This window comes from Micromonospora sp. GCM10011541, from assembly GCF_042650725.1.
GTDB classification, from domain to species: domain Bacteria; phylum Actinomycetota; class Actinomycetes; order Mycobacteriales; family Micromonosporaceae; genus Micromonospora; species Micromonospora sicca.
The window spans coordinates 72632-88033 of record NZ_JBHSBP010000031.1 but is presented as its reverse complement, the minus strand read 5'-3'; the positions used below and the strand labels follow the sequence as shown (position 1 = coordinate 88033).

At 71.8% G+C, this 15402-nt stretch carries 16 protein-coding genes; 6 read left to right on the top strand and 10 right to left on the bottom strand.

The window, feature by feature from the left end; genetic code table 11:
- The first annotated feature begins 137 nt into the window (after window positions 1–137).
- Together ACFOYX_RS13035 and ACFOYX_RS13030 are read left to right on the top strand one after the other, a co-directional pair.
- Window positions 138–974, top strand: coding sequence for an ArsR family transcriptional regulator (locus ACFOYX_RS13035; protein WP_322442399.1), 837 nt, complete (start codon window positions 138–140; stop codon window positions 972–974).
- Complete coding sequence (locus ACFOYX_RS13030) at window positions 931–1311, top strand: VOC family protein (protein WP_322442400.1); 381 nt, start codon at window positions 931–933, stop codon at window positions 1309–1311. Before ACFOYX_RS13035 ends, ACFOYX_RS13030 begins: the two co-directional genes overlap by 44 nt.
- Before the next feature lie 104 nt (window positions 1312–1415).
- Here ACFOYX_RS13030 and ACFOYX_RS13025 read toward each other — a convergent pair whose 3' ends face one another.
- From ACFOYX_RS13025 to ACFOYX_RS12980, 10 genes are all read right to left on the bottom strand, one after another.
- Window positions 1416–1796, bottom strand: coding sequence for a hypothetical protein (locus ACFOYX_RS13025; RefSeq protein WP_369292982.1), 381 nt, complete (start codon window positions 1794–1796; stop codon window positions 1416–1418).
- Between the two features lie 505 nt (window positions 1797–2301).
- Window positions 2302–4104, bottom strand: a complete 1803-nt coding sequence (ggt, locus tag ACFOYX_RS13020; RefSeq protein ID WP_322442401.1) for a gamma-glutamyltransferase — start codon at window positions 4102–4104, stop codon at window positions 2302–2304.
- Window positions 4105–4337: 233 nt separating this feature from the next.
- Window positions 4338–5573 (bottom strand): acyl-CoA dehydrogenase family protein, encoded by a 1236-nt coding sequence (locus tag ACFOYX_RS13015; protein WP_322442402.1) that lies wholly within the window; start codon window positions 5571–5573, stop codon window positions 4338–4340.
- Window positions 5573–6601: a phosphotransferase family protein gene (locus ACFOYX_RS13010; RefSeq protein WP_322442403.1), complete on the bottom strand. Its 1029-nt coding sequence runs from the start codon at window positions 6599–6601 to the stop codon at window positions 5573–5575. Before ACFOYX_RS13010 ends, ACFOYX_RS13015 begins: the two co-directional genes overlap by 1 nt.
- Window positions 6598–7050 carry a MaoC family dehydratase gene (locus tag ACFOYX_RS13005; RefSeq protein WP_109800400.1) on the bottom strand — a complete coding sequence of 151 codons (453 nt, stop codon included), beginning with the start codon at window positions 7048–7050 and terminating at the stop codon, window positions 6598–6600. Before ACFOYX_RS13005 ends, ACFOYX_RS13010 begins: the two co-directional genes overlap by 4 nt.
- Before the next feature lie 17 nt (window positions 7051–7067).
- Window positions 7068–7823, bottom strand: coding sequence for a 3-oxoacyl-ACP reductase FabG (gene fabG, locus ACFOYX_RS13000; protein WP_322442404.1), 756 nt, complete (start codon window positions 7821–7823; stop codon window positions 7068–7070).
- Window positions 7820–8533, bottom strand: a complete 714-nt coding sequence (locus tag ACFOYX_RS12995; protein WP_322442405.1) for an HAD family phosphatase — start codon at window positions 8531–8533, stop codon at window positions 7820–7822. Before ACFOYX_RS12995 ends, fabG begins: the two co-directional genes overlap by 4 nt.
- Window positions 8530–9513 (bottom strand): NADPH:quinone oxidoreductase family protein, encoded by a 984-nt coding sequence (locus ACFOYX_RS12990; RefSeq protein WP_322442406.1) that lies wholly within the window; start codon window positions 9511–9513, stop codon window positions 8530–8532. The genes ACFOYX_RS12995 and ACFOYX_RS12990 overlap by 4 nt, the downstream gene beginning before the upstream one ends.
- Complete coding sequence (locus tag ACFOYX_RS12985; RefSeq protein WP_322442407.1) at window positions 9510–10292, bottom strand: SDR family oxidoreductase; 783 nt, start codon at window positions 10290–10292, stop codon at window positions 9510–9512. The genes ACFOYX_RS12990 and ACFOYX_RS12985 overlap by 4 nt, the downstream gene beginning before the upstream one ends.
- A complete protein-coding gene (locus tag ACFOYX_RS12980) occupies window positions 10292–11065 on the bottom strand; it encodes an SDR family oxidoreductase (protein ID WP_109800375.1) in 774 nt (257 codons plus the stop codon). The genes ACFOYX_RS12985 and ACFOYX_RS12980 overlap by 1 nt, the downstream gene beginning before the upstream one ends.
- Window positions 11066–11258: 193 nt before the next feature.
- On the opposite strand from ACFOYX_RS12980, the gene ACFOYX_RS12975 reads away from it, so the two are divergent.
- The 4 genes from ACFOYX_RS12975 to ACFOYX_RS12960 all read left to right on the top strand — a co-directional run bounded on the left by ACFOYX_RS12975 (window position 11259) and on the right by ACFOYX_RS12960 (window position 15339).
- Window positions 11259–11855, top strand: coding sequence for a TetR family transcriptional regulator (locus tag ACFOYX_RS12975; protein ID WP_322442408.1), 597 nt, complete (start codon window positions 11259–11261; stop codon window positions 11853–11855).
- Window positions 11856–11863: 8 nt separating this feature from the next.
- Entirely contained in the window at window positions 11864–12745 is an 882-nt protein-coding gene (locus ACFOYX_RS12970; protein ID WP_322442409.1) for a LysR family transcriptional regulator, read from the top strand.
- 2 nt (window positions 12746–12747) lie between these two features.
- On the top strand, window positions 12748–13650 hold the full coding sequence (locus ACFOYX_RS12965) for a LysR family transcriptional regulator (RefSeq protein WP_109800372.1): 903 nt from the start codon (window positions 12748–12750) through the stop codon (window positions 13648–13650).
- Between the two features lie 162 nt (window positions 13651–13812).
- The gene (locus tag ACFOYX_RS12960; protein ID WP_322442410.1) at window positions 13813–15339 is read left to right on the top strand and encodes a long-chain fatty acid--CoA ligase; all 1527 of its coding nucleotides are present in this window, start codon (window positions 13813–13815) and stop codon (window positions 15337–15339) included.
- Window positions 15340–15402 lie beyond the last annotated feature (63 nt).

The window sequence follows — 15402 nt, the reverse complement described above, 5'->3', positions numbered from 1 at the left end:
ACACGGCGCGTCGCCCGTTACCCCCCGGCCTGACCTGCACCGAATTTCCGGTTAACGATCTAGACGAACAAGATCCGGAACCGCCCAACCTCTCCGCCGGATAGTCGATCAAATGAGTTTGATGTATTCTCCGGTTCATGGCTGCGTCGAGCCAAGCCGCCCCAGCGTTCGTACGGCTGGCCGCCCACCCGCTGCGGTGGCGGCTACTGACCGAACTCGCCGACAGCGACCTGCGGGTCCGCGAGCTGGTCGCGCGGATCGGCCAGCCGCAGAACCTGGTCTCCTACCATTTGCGGCTGCTGCGTAACGGCGGCCTGGTCACCGCCACGCAGAGCAGCTTCGACGGCCGCGACAGCTACTACCACCTGGATCTGGACCGCTGCGCCCAAGCGCTGGCCAGCACCGGCGCCGCCCTGCACCCGGCCCTGCGCTTGGACAGCGCCACGCTGGCCCCGCCGGTCCATCAGCGGCGGTTGCCCGGCCTCGCCGTGCTGTTTGTATGCACTGGTAACAGCGCCCGCTCACCGATCGCCGAAGCCCTGCTACGCCACCACACCGCCGGACAGCTGGAGGTCAGCAGCGCCGGCAGCCGACCCAGGCCGCAAGTGCATCCCAACAGCGTGCGGGCGCTGCGCGACCAGTGGGGCATCGACATCGCTGATCAGCGGCCCCGCCACCTGGACACCCTTACCGGCCGCCGGTTCAACTACGTGATCACCCTGTGCGACAAGGCCCGCGAGGTCTGCCCCGAGTTCGACGATCACCATCGCCGCATTCACTGGAGCATCCCTGACCCCGCCCTGGCCGGCGACAGCGCCCAGGCCAGTTACCCGGCCTTTATTCGCACCACGGCCGACATCGATACCCGCATCCGCCATCTGCTACCCGTCCTCACTACCCGCCCGCCCATGAGTCAAGGAGGTTCAAGCCATGACCGGACCCGACCAGTACGCCAGCGTCCGCTACCTGGTTGACGACGTCCAGGCAGCCGTCGACTTCTATACCACTCACCTCGGCTTTCAACTGAGCACCAACGCCGGGCCCGCCTTCGCTGACGTGGTCCGCGGTCCGCTGCGGCTGCTGCTGTCCGGGTCCGCCAGCTCAGGCGCCCGCGCGACGCCCAAGGACGCCACGACTCCCGGCCGCAACCGCATCCACCTCACCGTCGACGATCTGGATGCCGAGATCGACCGGCACCGGGGCGCCGGACTGTCGTTCCGCGGTGACGTGGTTTCCGGCCCCGGTGGGCGTCAGATCCTGCTGGCCGACCCCTCCGGCAACCTGATCGAGCTGTTTCAACCAGGCCGTTAGACCGGCGCCACACGCCGGCCATACCCTGACGAGACACGGTGATGGGCTGGTGCGGCGGCACCATCTGCTCGCTGCTCAAGCCTGCGCCCGCTCGTTCGCAACCGTCAGTGCCCGGGTTCATCGTCGCGCAACAGGTGCCTAGTGCGGTGTCCACTAACGTTCACCGGGTTTGCGGTGGGTGTTGTGGATCCTCGCCTCGTGGGCGAGCGACTCCCCCCACCGGGTGGTGGGGCGGGCCTCCGCGGGCCAACTGATCCTCGCGCCGCCCGGGGTGGGCGGCGGGGGTCACGTCGGGACCGTCCGGCACCGGGCAGGTGCCGGCCGGCTCGACGGTGCTCGACTACCTCCGGCAGCACGACGGCTGTCGGGGTGGTGGGTCCGCCGCCCGGGGTGCGGGTGGCGATGCTGGCGGCCGCGACGAGGTCGCGGTGGCCGGAGAAGCGGCAGTGCGGGCAGGACAGGGTCCGTCCGCGGGGTTTCGGTATCCGGCGGTGGCAGGCGGGGCAGGTCGACGAGGTGCCGCGTTCGTCGAGGCGATCGCTGCCGCATTCGTGCCGAGCGACTTGGCGATCAGCAGGGGGCGACCGCCAACAGTGTCGAGCAGCGGACCGATCTCACCCCTCACCCAGCCCTCGATTTCTGGCCCGTCAGGCTTCGGAGGCTCCTGGGACCACGAGTACCGGTGCACCGCTGCGCCCCGCTGCTCCGCCACATCGCCGGCATACATGAGCAGGGGTGCACCCGGTCCGAACCTAAGGCCGGGAATCACGACAGCGTCAGCCATGCGGACGACCTTACCGAGACCCGCGGTAGTGAATCCCGGACAAGACGGGTTCGGCGTGCAGTCCACCGTCAACAGGGACGGCTATGTCGGGCCAGTCAAGAGCCACTACGCGGTGTCAGCAGGAGTCACACCAGGCCAGGTGAGACCATGCCGACAATGGGAGACGGCTCAGCTGGGGGTCTGAGCCGTCGCCGCGGTCCCCACCGTCAGTGGCGCGCCCAGAGGCCGACCACGGCCGCTGCGCCGCCGCCCCGGCGTACCGGCTCGGCCGCGGCGAGCAGCCGGCCGTCCTCCAGGAACTCGATACCGGTCGCGGCGCCGATCTCAGCGGTGGGAGAGAAGGCATGGCCCGGGGGGAGGCCGTTGGCGTACTCGGTGAGGAACGCCGGCTCGGCCTGAGTGCTGCCGCCGTTGCGCTGCGATGCCCGCGGCGCCGCCAGCGCCTCCGGCAGGGTCATGCCCAGGTCGATCCGGTTGATCAGCATCTGCAGGACCGTGGTGATGATCGTCGCGCCGCCGGGCGTGCCGACGGCCAGGAACGGCCGTCCGTCGGCCAGCACGATTGTGGGCGACATGGAACTGCGCGGGCGCTTGCCCGGCGCCGGCAGGTTCGGGTCGGGCGCGGTGCCCTGGGTCGACGCGAAGTTGAAGTCGGTCAGCTCGTTGTTGAGCAGGAATCCCCGACCGGGTACGACCATCCCGTTGCCGCCGGTCGCCTCGATGGTCAGCGTGTACTCCACCACGTTGCCCCACCGGTCGGCCACGGTCAGGTTGGTGGTGCTCTTGCGATCGTCGCGGGTGTCGGCGACCGTCGCCACCGAGCAGCCGTCGTAGGCGCCGTCGGGGACGCCGGGTGCGACCGGCTTGGGCAGCGCCGCCGAGGGATCGATCAGGCACGCGCGTTCCCTGGCGTACGCGTCGCTGAGCAGTTCGCCGAGCACGTTCTGCGGGGTGTGGTCGCCGACGTAGCGGTTGCGGTCGGCGAACGCCAACGCGCTGGCCTCCAGGTAGTGGTGCATCGCCTGGGTGGCGGTCATCGACCGCAGGTCGAACCGCTCGAGGATGTTGAGCGCCTCGCCCACGGCGGTGCCGCCGCTCGACGGGGTGGACATGCCGTACACCTCGAGGCCGCGGTAGTCCGACCGGGTCGGCTCGGGGAAGCGGGTGCGGTAGCCGGCAAGGTCGTCGGAGGTCATCCCGGCCGGGCGGATCGGGTACGGCCACGACCCGATCGGCTGCGCCGCCAGCGGCGGGTGCTGCACGGTGGCAACCACGTCGCTGCCGACCTCGCCCCGGTAGAACACGTCGGTGCCCTGCGTGGCGATCAGCCGGTACGTCTCGGCGAGGTCCGGGTTGCGGAAGGTGCTGCCGGCCGCCGGTGGCTGACCGCCGGGCAGGTACAGCGCACTGGTCGAGCTGAACTGCCCGAACGCGGCCTGATTCGCGGCGATCTGGCCGGCGAAGGTCTCGTCGACGGTGAAGCCGTCCTCGGCGACCCGCGCGGCGGGCTTGAGGATCTGCGCCAGCGACCGGGTGCCCCAGCGGTCCAGCGCGTCCTGCCAGGTGAGCAGGGTGCCGGGCACGCCGACCGACAGCCCGCTGATGCGGGCCTCGTCGAACCGGTACGGCTGCCCGGTGGTCGGGTTGATGAAGCTGGTCTCGGTCATCCACACCGGTGCCGACTCGCGGCCGTCGATGGTGTGCACCCGCCCGGTCTTCGCGTCGTAGTAGACGAAGAAGCCACCGCCGCCGATACCGGCCGAGAAGGGTTCGGTGACGCCGAGCGTCGCCGCCGCGGCGACCGCCGCGTCGACGGCGTTGCCACCGCGGCGCAGCACATCCAGCCCGACCGCCGTGGCGGTGGCGTCCACTGAGGACACGGCGCCCCCGTACCCGACGGCCACCGGCTCCTTCGGCGGCTCGGCCGGCTTCGCCTGGGCGGGAACGCCGGTTGCGGCCACGAGCGTGGCCAGAGCGACGGTCGCGGTGATGAGGGCCGGAGGTCTCATGTCGTCTCCCCAGATCGACACGGGTGGGCCTTCTGCCTACTCCCCTGGCCGGGAGTCGGCAACCCGAACAAGCCGAAGTCCCAGGACCGGCCCAGCCCATTCCACCGGAATCACCGTCCTACCCGAGCCCCGCTCAATCCGGTCGCCGCACCGCCCGCCCGTCGGGAAACCGGGGCGTGGGCGGGGAGGTAGTCGGCCACCTCCGGCGCTGTTCCTCGTGCAGCGGGATGTGGTCAGGCGTGGCTGTTCTGCCTCGCGGCAGCCTGGCGACGCAGTTCGTGGCGCGCCAGAGCGTTCTTGTGCACCTCGTCGGGTCCGTCGGCGAAGCGCAGGGTGCGGACGCGGGCGTAGGCGCCGGCCAGCGGGAAGTCCTGGGAGAGGCCGGCGGCGCCATGGACCTGGATCGCCTTGTCCAGAATCCACTGCACGGTCGCGGGGGTGGCGATCTTGATCGCCTGGATCTCGGTGTGCGCGCCCTTGTTGCCGACGGTGTCCATCAACCAGGCCGTCTTGAGCACCAGCAGGCGCAGCTGCTCGATCCGCACCCGGGACTCGGCGATCCAGTTCCGGATCACCCCCTGGTCGGCCAGTGGCTTGCCGAACGCGATCCGCTGCTCGGCGCGGGCGCACATCAGCTCGACGGCCTGCTCCGCGACGCCGATGGAGCGCATGCAGTGGTGGATCCGGCCGGGGCCGAGGCGGGCCTGCGCGATCGCGAAGCCGTCGCCGTCGGCGCCGATCAGGTTCTCGGCCGGCACGCGTACGTCGTGGAACTCCAGCTCGGCGTGCCCGCCGTGGTCGTGGTCGTCGTACCCCAGCACCTCCATGCCCCGCTTGATCTGCAGGCCGGGGGTGTCCCGCGGGACCAGCACCATGGACTGCTGGCGATGCCGCTCGGCGTTCGGGTCGGTCTTGCCCATGACGATGAAGATCCGGGCGTTCGGGTTCATCGCGCCGGTGATCCACCACTTGCGCCCGTTGATCACGTACTGGTCGCCGTCCCGCTCGATGCGGGTGGAGATGTTCGTGGCATCCGAGGACGCCACGTCCGGCTCGGTCATGGCGAACGACGACCGGATCTGACCTTCCAGCAGCGGCTCCAGCCACTGCTTCCGTTGCCGCTGGGTGCCGAACATCGCCAGCACCTCCATGTTGCCGGTGTCCGGGGCGGAGCAGTTCAGGGCGGCGGGCGCCAGGTGGCTCCGTCCGGTGATCTCCGCGAGCGGGGCGTACTGCAGGTTCGTCAGGCCCGCGCCGTGCTCGCCAGGCAGGAAGAGGTTCCACAGTCCTCGCTTGCGCGCCGCGGCGCGCAGCTGCGCGAGCACGGGCACCGAGTCCCAGGCCCAGCGGTTGCCGAGCTGCCCGAGCTCTTCGTGGAAGACGTGCTCGGCCGGGTAGATGTGACTGTCCATGAAGTCCAGGAGGTTGTCGCGCAGTCCCTCGGTCCTGGGGTCCAGGCTGAAGTCCATCATTGCTCCTTGAGGTAGGTCAGGCCCGCGTCGAGCAGCAGAGCGGTGACCTCGCCGAGGCGTTCGAAGCCGGAGCCGACGGTCTGGCCGCGCAGGTGGCGGTAGTGGATGCCTTCGAGGATCGCGGCCAGCTTGAAGGCCGCCAGGCCGAGGTAGAAGCCGAAACCTGGGAGGGCGCGGGTGCTGCGGGCGGCGTACCGCTCGAGGATCTCGTCCTCGGTCAGGAAGCCGGGCGCGGACGCGGCGTCGGCCACCGCCGTTCCGACGAGCCGGCCGAGACGCTGGTAGAGCACCAGCAGCGCCAGGTCGGTCAACGGGTCGCCGAGCGTGGCCATCTCCCAGTCGATGACAGCGGCGAGGCGGTCGCGGTCGTCGGTGAGGACGTTGTCGAGGCGGTAGTCGCCGTGCACGATGCCCGGTGCCGACCCGGCGGGCACGCCGGACGCCAGTCGGGCGTGCAGCTCGTCGGCGGCCGGCAGGTCCCGGCAATACGACGCGTCGAGCTGCTTCTTCCAACGGCTCACCTGCCGAGCAAGGAAGCCCTCGGGTCGGCCGAAGTCGGCCAGGCCCACGGCCGCCGGGTCGACCGCGTGCAGGGCGGCCAGGGTGTCGACCAGCCTGGCCGAGATGACCCGGGTGCGTTCCGGGCCGAGCCGCTCGAGTTCGGCCGCGTGCCGGTACGCCGTACCGGCCACCCGCTGCATCACGTAGAACGGTGCGCCCAGCACGTCGACGTCGGTGCAGAGCGCGTAGGTGGTCGGCACCGGCACGTCGGTGGCCTGCAGCGCCGACATGACCCGGTACTCGCGGGCCATGTCGTGCGCGGTGGACAGCACATGCCCCAGCGGCGGCCGGCGGACGATCCAGGTCTTCCGCCCGTCACCTACCTCGTAGGTGAGGTTGGACTTCCCGCCGGCGATCAGCCGGGCGGTCAGATCCCCGGCCGCCCCGGGCACCGAGGCGGCGAACCAGTCGGAGAGCCGGGCCAGGTCGAGGCCCGGCGGGTCCAGCGGTGCGGAGGCGATCATGGCACGAGGATGCTGACGGTCTCGACCACGCAGGCCGGCTTCTCCGCACCCGCCAGCTCGACGGTCACCTTCGCCGTCAGCTGGTAGCCACCGCCGCCGGGCACCAGCGACAGCAGCTCCACGCCGGCACGCACCTGGGAGTCGACGGGGACCGGGGAGGGGAAGCGGAGCTTGTTGGCGCCGTAGTTCACGCCCATGGTCAGCCCCTCGACCTTGTACACCTGCCAGACCAGCATCGGCACCAGCGACAGCGTCAGGTAGCCGTGCGCGATGGTGCTGCCGAACGGGCCGTGCGCCGCCTTGGCCGGGTCGACGTGGATCCACTGGTGGTCGCCCGTCGCCTCGGCGAACGTGTCGATCTGCCGCTGGGTGACGGTGTGCCAGTCGGAGAAGCCGAGGTGGGTGCCGACAGCCTGCCGCAGTTCCTCGATGCCCTGGAAGACCTTCATCATTTCCCCTTTCCCGCTCAGGCCTTCGGCCCGCCGGCGACGTACAGCACCTGGCCGGACACGAAACCGGCGCCCTCGCTGACGAAGAACGACACGGCATGCGCGATGTCCTCCGGCTTGCCGGTGCGCGCGACCGGGATCTGCGCCGCGGCGGCCTTCGTGAAGTCCTCGAACGGCATGCCGACCCGCGCCGCGGTGGCGGCGGTCATCTCGGTTTCGATGAAGCCCGGGGCGATCGCGTTGGCCGTGACACCGAATTTCCCGAGTTCCAGGGCGAGCGTCTTGGTGAAGCCCTGCAGACCGGCCTTGGCGGCCGCGTAGTTGGCCTGACCGCGGTTGCCCAGCGCCGAGGTGCTGGACAGGTTGACGATCCGTCCCCAACCGGCTTTGGTCATGTAGCCCTGCACGGCGCGGGCCATGAGGAACGAGCCACGCAGGTGCACGTTCACGACCGCGTCCCAGTCGTCGGCGCTCATCTTGAACAGCAGGTTGTCCCGGATGATGCCGGCGTTGTTGACCAGCACGGTGGGTTCGCCCAGCTCCTCGGCGATCCGGTCCACGGCCGCCTGCACCGCCTGTTCGTCGGCCACGTCGGCGCCGACGGCCAGGGCCCGGCCACCGCCGGCCTCGATCTCCTCGACGACCGGCTTGCCCGCCGCTTCAGCCAGGTCGACCACGGCGACGGCGAAGCCGTCGCGGGCGAGCCGCTTCGCGACGCCGGCGCCGATGCCGCGGGCCGCGCCGGTGACGACGGCGGTACGGGTGATGGTCATGGGGTCAACTCCTCGACGGGTACGGAATGTGGCAGTTCAGAACGGGGTGCGGCCGTGGGCGGCCGGCGGGACAGGCCGGGGATCAACTCGGCGAGCGCGGCCCGGGTGGTGTCGGCGTCGGTGTGCTGCAGCGCCCGCATGCCGACCGCGCGGGCGCCGAGCACGTTCGGCTCGGCGTCGTCGACGAAGAGCACCCGGTCGGCCGGCAGGCCGAGCCGGTCCAGGGTGAGCGCGTAGATCGCGGCGAGCGGCTTGCGCAGACCGACCTCACCGGAAATGACGACGGGATCGAAGAGCGCCTCGATCCGCTCGCGCGGGTACGTGTTGCCCCAACTGTTGGACAGCAGTCCGACGCGCACGCCGACGTCCCGCAGCTCGTGGGCGAGGGCGAACATCGCCGGGTCGGGGCGCATCCCGGCGAACAGCCGGACCAGGACGCCGACAGGATCGACCGCACGCCCGTCGAGGGTGGTGAGCTCGGCGGCGAGCAGAGCGTCGAACTCCTCGACGCTCAGCGCCCCGGTCTCCAGGCGGTGGATGGGGGTGCCGTCCGGGGCCTCGCTGGACAGCCAGGCCTTGAGCGTGCGCGAGAACGACGCCGGGTCGATGCCATCGGCGTGCAGCCACGCGGCGATCGAGTCCCGGACCGGTCCCGTGAGCACGCCGCCGTAGTCGAAGATCACGGCTTGCACCTGGTCGGCGGTGCTCACGAGACGTACACCACCCGGCCGACGGTGACGCCGTCGGCAAGCTCCTGCACCCCGTCGGCCACCTCGCCGAGCGCGAGGCGTTGGCTGACCAGGGGTCGTACGGCGCCCTGGGCGGCCAACGCGGTGAGGGCACGGTGGCATTCGGCGACGGCTGCCGGGTCGTGGCGGTGGTACAGGCCCCAGTGCAGGCCGACGATGGAGTAGTTCTTCACCAGGGCGTGGTTGAGCGCGGCGGACTGGATCCGGCCACCGGCGAAGCCGACCACGAGGATCCGGCCCTCGAAGGCGACGCACTTGGTCGAGCGCTGGTAGGTCTCGCCGCCGACCGCGTCGTAGACGACGTCGGCGCCCCGGCCGCCGGTCTCGGCCTTGACCACCTCGACGAAGTCCTCTTGGCGACGGTCCACGACCACGTCGGCGCCCAGTGCGCGGGCCACCGCCGCCTTCTCCGGCCCCCCCACGACGCCGATCACCCGGGCGCCGGCTGCCTTGCCCAGCTGGACGGCGGCGCTGCCGACGCCGCCGGCCGCCGCGTGCACCAGCAGCGTCTCGCCCGCGCGCAGCCCGGCCCGACGGTGCAGGCCGAACCAGCCGGTCTGGTAGCCGATGTAGAGCGAGGCCGCCTCGGCGTCGTCGAGTGCCGCGGGCGCGGGGAACGTGGTCGCCGCATCCATCAGCGCGAGCTGACCGAAGCCGCCGAACGGCAGCACCGCGCCGCCGAGCACGCGGTCGCCGACGGCGAACCCGTCGACACCCGCACCGAGCGCGACGACCCGGCCGCACAGCTCGACGCCCGGGGTGAACGGCAGCTCCGGCTTGACCTGGTATTCGCCGCGGCACATCAGGACGTCGGGGAAGTTGGCCGGACAGGCCAGCACCTTCACCACGAGCTGCCCGGGACCCGGCTGCGGGTCGGTCACGTCGACGAGCCGCAGCACGTCGCGGGGCTCGCCGAGCTCGGCCACCCGCCATGCCCTCATCGGAGCGCCCCCTGGTCCTCGAGTCGTCGCTGGAGCTTGTTCATGCCGTTCAACCAGCGGTCGGTGTCGGTGGCGCGGTGTGCGTAGTACTCGGCCACCCGGGCATGCGGCAGGATCAGGAACCGGTCGCCGTGGAGGCCCTGCCACGTCGCCTCGGCGACGTCCTCGGGGGTGATCGCCGCGTCGTGGCTGAGCAACTCCTGCAGCGGCCCGGCGTTGTCGAGCATCCGGGTCTGTACGCCCTGCGGGCAGATCGCCTGCACGACGACTCCGTGGTGCCGGTAGGTCAGCGACAGCCACTCGGCGAACGCGACGCAGGCGTGCTTGCTGACCGAGTACGCCGCACTCCCGATCATCGTGAGCAGCCCGGCCGCGGACGCGGTCACGACGAATCGACCCGTCCCGCGCTCGACCCACCCGGGCATCAGCAGTCGCGCGGCCCGCACGTGCGCCATGACGTTCACCTCGTGGGTGGCGGCCCACTCCTCCTCGGTGGCCCGCAGCCCGTGGCCAGGCTCGATTCCGGCGTTGCCGAACCAGACGTCGATGCCGCCCAGGTGACCTCGGGCCGCCTCGACCAGCGCGGCGACACCCTGCTCACCGGCGGCGTCGCCGGGAGCGGCGTAGCCGCCGATCTCCTCGGCCACCCGGATGGCCGCCTCGGCGTCGAGGTCGTTGACGACGACCCGCGCTCCCCCGGCGGCGAGTCGCGTGGCCAGCGCGCGGCCGATGCCGTGGCCGGCGCCGGTGACGACGACGCCCTTGTCCCGTACCGGCATCAGACACCTCCGGTGAGGGTGAGACCGCCGTCGACGAGCAGCAGCTGACCGGTGATCCAGGCGGCGTCCTCGGAGAGCAGGAACGCCACGACGCCGCCGACGTCCTCGGCTACACCGAGCCGCTTGAGCGGGTACGCGGCGGCGACCTGGTCCTCGCGACCCTCGTAGAGGGCGGTGGCGAACTTCGTCTTCACCACGGCCGGGGCGACGGCGTTCACCCGGATGTCGGGGCCGAGCTCGACGGCGAGCTGCTGGGTGATCTGGGTGAGCATCGCCTTGCTGGCGCCGTAGAAGCCGATGCCGGGCGCGGGCCGGACGCCGGCCACCGACGACACGTTGACCACCGCGCCGCCGTGCTCCTTCATCCAGATCCGATGTACGTGCTGCACCCACGACAGCGCGGCCAGGCAGTTCACCTCGAAGATCTTGCGGGCCGCGGCCAGGTCCAGCTCGACCATCGGGCCGTACGTCGGGTTGATGCCGGTGTTGTTGACCAGCAGATCGGCGCTGCCGAAGGTGTCGACCGCCCGCGCCACGACCTCGGCCTGGTGGTCGGCGTCGTCGGCGTGACCGGCGACGCCGAGCGCGTGCTCGGGGCCCAACTGGGCGACGGCCTGGTCCAGCGCGTCCTGCTTGCGGGCGGTGAGGACCACGTTGGCGCCGTCGGCGACCAGCCGCTCGGCAATGGCCAGGCCGATCCCCCGGCTGGCGCCGGTCACGATCGCGGTCCGTCCGGCGAACCTCGGCCTGCTGGTGGTGCGCGCACCGGTCATGCCAGACGGGTGTTCGACAGGGCTTCGGGACACGGCCATTCCCTCCCGGGTTACTAAGCGCTTGCTTAGGATAAGCTCGACGAAGTGTGCGACAGCATGGCCGCCGCCGTCAACGGGTCTGACCCGGACGGCTGATGTCCGGTGCTGTGGTATCAATGCCCGCCGAGGCTCAGGAAGGAAGGGTGGACGCACGTTGACCGACACCGCAGAGCAGTCCCGCGCCGACGCGACCCGCGCCCGGCTGCTCGAGGCGGCTGTCAGTGCGTTCGCCGAGCGAGGCTTTCACGGCACGACGACACGCGACATAGCCGCGGCGGCAGGGCTGAGCCCGGCCGCGCTCTACGTGCACCACAAATCCAAGGAGGAACTGCTCTATCTGATCTCACGGTCAGGGCACGACCACGTGCTGCGGGTCGTGCAGGACGCGATCGCGTCATCCGACGACCCGGCCACCGCGCTACGGCGGGTGGTCCACGACTTCGTCGTCACCCACGCCCGCGACCACACCACCACCCGGGTCGTGAACTACGAGCTGGCCGCACTCAGCCCCGAGCATCTCGCCGAGATCCGCGACGTGCGCCATCGCATCGAGCAGGCGATCCGCCAGCTCGTGGAGACAGGCGTCGCCGCCGGGGTCTTCGACACCCCGGACCCGCGGATGGCGGGCGCGGCGCTGCTCTCGCTCGGCATCGACGTGGGCCGGTGGTACCGCGACGACGGCGACTGGAGCCCCGAGTACGTCGCCGCCCAGTACGCCGAGATGGCGCTGCGCATCGTCGGCGCCCGCTGAGCGACACATTGGACGTCCGGCAGGTCTCCTATTTCCTCGCGGTGGCCGAGCACGGCGGCTTCAGCCGGGCGGCCGCGGCACTCGACGTCGCCCAGCCGACGCTGTCGCAGTCGGTGCGCGCGCTCGAACGCGAACTCGGCGCCGAGTTGTTCCACCGGGTCTCGCACGGGCTGTTGCTCTCCTACGCGGGCCGGGCCTTCGTCGGCCCGGCCCGGCAGATGCTGCGCGGCATCACCGCCGCCCGGGAGGCGGTAGGGTCACACGAACGATCCGGCCACACCCTCGACCTGGTCACCGTGCCCGTCCTGGCGGCCTACCCGGGGGCATCCCTGGTCGGCTCGTTCCGGCGCGCGAAACCGGACATCGTCGTACGCGTCGACGAGCCGGAGACCGACGACAGCCTGCACATCCTCGTTCGGCACGGGCACAGTGAGCTGGGCCTGGCGCACCTGCCCCTGCCGCACCTGGGGCTACACGTGGTCGAGCTCGGCGTCCAGGAGCTGTGGCTGGCGTTCCCACCCGGCACCGACGTCGGCCCGGGTGCAGCCGTGCCGCTGGCCCGGCTGCACGGCGCCGACGTTCTCGGGGTGCCGCGCGGCAGCTGGCAGCGCGACCACGTCGAACGGGCGCTGCGCGAGCAGGGCGTCCGCACCCGGCTCGTGGTCGAGGTGGCGCACCGGGAAGCGCTCGTGCCGCTCGTCCTCGGCGGCGCCGGCACCGCCTTCGTGGTGCGGGAGACCGCGCACGCGGCCGCCTCGCTCGGCGCGGTCATACGCCCCGTCGACCCGCCGCTGCGGCAGGCGTACGGACTGGTGCACCGGCCCGGTCCCCTGTCGCCGGCGGCGCGCGCGTTCGTGGCCCACGCCCGCGCCGCTTGTGGGACAGGGTAGCGATGGTCGACCTGCGCCAGATGGAGTACTTCCTCGCCGTCGTCGATCACGGCGGCGTCACCCGCGCGGCCGCGGCCATCTGCATCGCCCAGCCATCCCTGTCGCAGGCGATCCGGGGCCTGGAACGCGAACTCGGCGTCGAGTTGTTCCACCGCACCGGACGCGGCCTGGTCCTCACCGCCGCCGGTGAGGCGCTCGTCGCCCCGGCTCGGCAGGTCCTCTGCGACGCCACCGCCGCCCGGGCCGCCGTCGCGGAGGTGGTGGGTCTGCGTGCCGGACGGCTCGACATCGCCGCGCACGCCGCGCTGACCGTCGACCCCCTCACCCCGGCGCTCGCCACCCTGCGGCGCCGCTCCCCAGGCATCTCAGTGGGCGTGCGGGAGCCCCGCGACGACGAGGAACTGGCCCGGCTGGTGCGCGACGGAAGCTGCGAGCTGGCCCTGACGTACCTACCGGTACCCGATCTCGGGCTGCCGGTCTCGGCGCTGGGCTCCCAGCAGGTGTGGGCGGTGCTGCCGCCCGGCACCCCCGCCCCCGACGGGCCGCTACCGGTGCGGGCGCTCCACGACACCCCGGTGATCGACATCGAGGGGCACGGTGCGCTTCGCGCGACGGTACTGGCCGCGCTCGCCTCGGCCGGCGTGCGGATGCGTCGCGCGACGGTGACCCGGCACAGCGAGGCCGTCGTACCGATGGTCCTCGCCGGGGCCGGCACCGCCTTCCTGACCCGGTGGTACGCCGACGAGGCGGCCCGCGGCGGAGCGGTCGTGCGGGCGCTGGACTCGCCGATGGCCTGCCGGTTCGCGGTGGTCCACCGGCCCGGGAGGCTGTCGCCGGCGGCCCGGGCCCTGCTGGAACTGCTGCGCCGACCCGAGGAGACCCGCCACGCCGTCGGCGATCCGTGACCCGGTCGTCGCGGCGCCGTGTGCACCAGCCATAGCCGACGCCTATGGGGCGGGTGAGGGCTCGTCTTTGATTTCGCCTGCCCGCCGGTCTTCGATCAGTGCACCCGTCCGCGTCCGGTCCGCGACGCCGCCCGTCCCTTCGACAGCGAGGAACCCCGCACCATGGCCCAACTGTCGCTGGCATCCGTCCTGGCAGAGAGCGCCCGGCGCCGACCGGAGCATCCCGCGATCATCTGCGGCGACGAACGCGTCACGTACGCGCAGCTGTGGGCGCAGGCCCGGGGCTACGCCGCGGCGCTGGCCGAGCGGGGGGTACGCCGCGGTGACCGGGTCGCGCTCATGGCCGCGAACGTGCCGGACTTCCCGCGCGCCTATTACGCGATCCTCTCGCTCGGCGCGGTCGTGGTGCCGATCCACCTGCTGTTGACCGCCGAGGAGGTGGCGTTCGTCCTGCGCGACAGCGGGGCCCGCGTGGTGGTGCACGGCGGCGGCGACCCGGCGACGGCCGTGAAGGCGGCGGAGCTGGCCGGGGTACCGGCGGTCCCGCTGGACCCGGCCGATCCGGATTCGCTGGTCGCGACGGCCGCAAGCCTGGCGCCGCGACCTGGGCTGGTGCCGACCGCGCCGGACGACGCGGCCGTCGTGCTCTACACCAGCGGCACCACGGGCCGGCCGAAGGGCGCCGTCCTGACCCACCTCAACCTGACGATGAACGCCACCGTCAACGCCTTCGACGACCTCGGGGTGCGCCGCGATGACGTGATCCTCGGCTGCCTGCCGTTGTTCCACAGCTTCGGGCAGACCGCCGCGATGAACACCACCTTCCGCGCCGCCGCCACGCTCGTGCTCCAGCCGCGCTTCGATCCGGCCCGGGCGCTGGAGCTGATGGTCGCGCAGGCCGTGACGGCGTTCCTCGGCGTGCCCACGATGTACGCCGCGCTGGTCGACGCGGCCCGCCGGGGTGCGCCGCGCCCGTCGTTACGGCTGTGCGTCTCCGGCGGCGCGTCGCTTCCGGTCAGTCTGCTGGAGGAGGTCGCGCAGATGTTCGCGACGACGGTCTACGAGGGCTACGGCCTGTCCGAGACCTCCCCCGTCGCGACCACCAACCAGCCCACCTTCGGCGCGCGCCCCGGTACCGTCGGCTGCCACATCTGGGGTGTCGACGTCGAGGTGGCCCGGGCCGACCTGGAGCGCCGGGTCGAGCTGCTCCCGCCGGGGGAGATCGGCGAGATCGTCATCCGCGGGCACAACGTCTTCGCCGGCTACCTCGGCCAGCCACGGGCGACCGCGGAGGCGATCGTGGACGGCTGGTTTCGCACGGGTGACCTCGGCGCGCGGGACGAGGCCGGGTTCGTCACGATCGTCGACCGGAAGAAGGACCTCATCATCCGGGGCGGATTCAACGTGTACCCGCGGGAGGTCGAGGAGGCGCTGCTGCGCCACCCGGCCGTCGGGCAGGTGGCGGTGATCGGCGTGCCCCACCCGACGCACGGCGAAGAGGTGTGCGCGGTGGTCATCCCCGCGGCGGAGGTGACCGCCGACGAGATCGTCGAATGGTCGCGCGAGCACCTGGGCCGCCACAAGTATCCGCGGCGGGTGGAGTTCGTCGGCGAGTTCCCGCTCGGGCCGAGCATGAAGGTGCTCAAGCGGGAGCTGCGGTGGCGGTTCGCGCAGGACGCGAGGCCCTGACCGGTGCTGGAGATACGCGATCTGGCGGTGCGCCACGGCCGTGGCGTGCCCGCGCTGCGCGGG

Bases quoted from the DNA above. Each gene is read 5' to 3' on its own strand.
- ACFOYX_RS13035 (WP_322442399.1), top strand. From the start codon at position 138: ATGGCTGCGTCGAGCCAAGCCGCCCCAGCGTTCGTACGGCTGGCCGCC.
- ACFOYX_RS13030 (WP_322442400.1), top strand. From the start codon at position 931: ATGACCGGACCCGACCAGTACGCCAGCGTCCGCTACCTGGTTGACGAC.
- ggt (WP_322442401.1), bottom strand. From the start codon at position 4,104: ATGAGACCTCCGGCCCTCATCACCGCGACCGTCGCTCTGGCCACGCTC.
- ACFOYX_RS13015 (WP_322442402.1), bottom strand. From the start codon at position 5,573: ATGGACTTCAGCCTGGACCCCAGGACCGAGGGACTGCGCGACAACCTC.
- ACFOYX_RS13010 (WP_322442403.1), bottom strand. From the start codon at position 6,601: ATGATCGCCTCCGCACCGCTGGACCCGCCGGGCCTCGACCTGGCCCGG.
- ACFOYX_RS13005 (WP_109800400.1), bottom strand. From the start codon at position 7,050: ATGAAGGTCTTCCAGGGCATCGAGGAACTGCGGCAGGCTGTCGGCACC.
- fabG (WP_322442404.1), bottom strand. From the start codon at position 7,823: ATGACCATCACCCGTACCGCCGTCGTCACCGGCGCGGCCCGCGGCATC.
- ACFOYX_RS12990 (WP_322442406.1), bottom strand. From the start codon at position 9,513: ATGAGGGCATGGCGGGTGGCCGAGCTCGGCGAGCCCCGCGACGTGCTG.
- ACFOYX_RS12985 (WP_322442407.1), bottom strand. From the start codon at position 10,292: ATGCCGGTACGGGACAAGGGCGTCGTCGTCACCGGCGCCGGCCACGGC.
- ACFOYX_RS12980 (WP_109800375.1), bottom strand. From the start codon at position 11,065: ATGACCGGTGCGCGCACCACCAGCAGGCCGAGGTTCGCCGGACGGACC.
- ACFOYX_RS12965 (WP_109800372.1), top strand. From the start codon at position 12,748: ATGGTCGACCTGCGCCAGATGGAGTACTTCCTCGCCGTCGTCGATCAC.
- ACFOYX_RS12960 (WP_322442410.1), top strand. From the start codon at position 13,813: ATGGCCCAACTGTCGCTGGCATCCGTCCTGGCAGAGAGCGCCCGGCGC.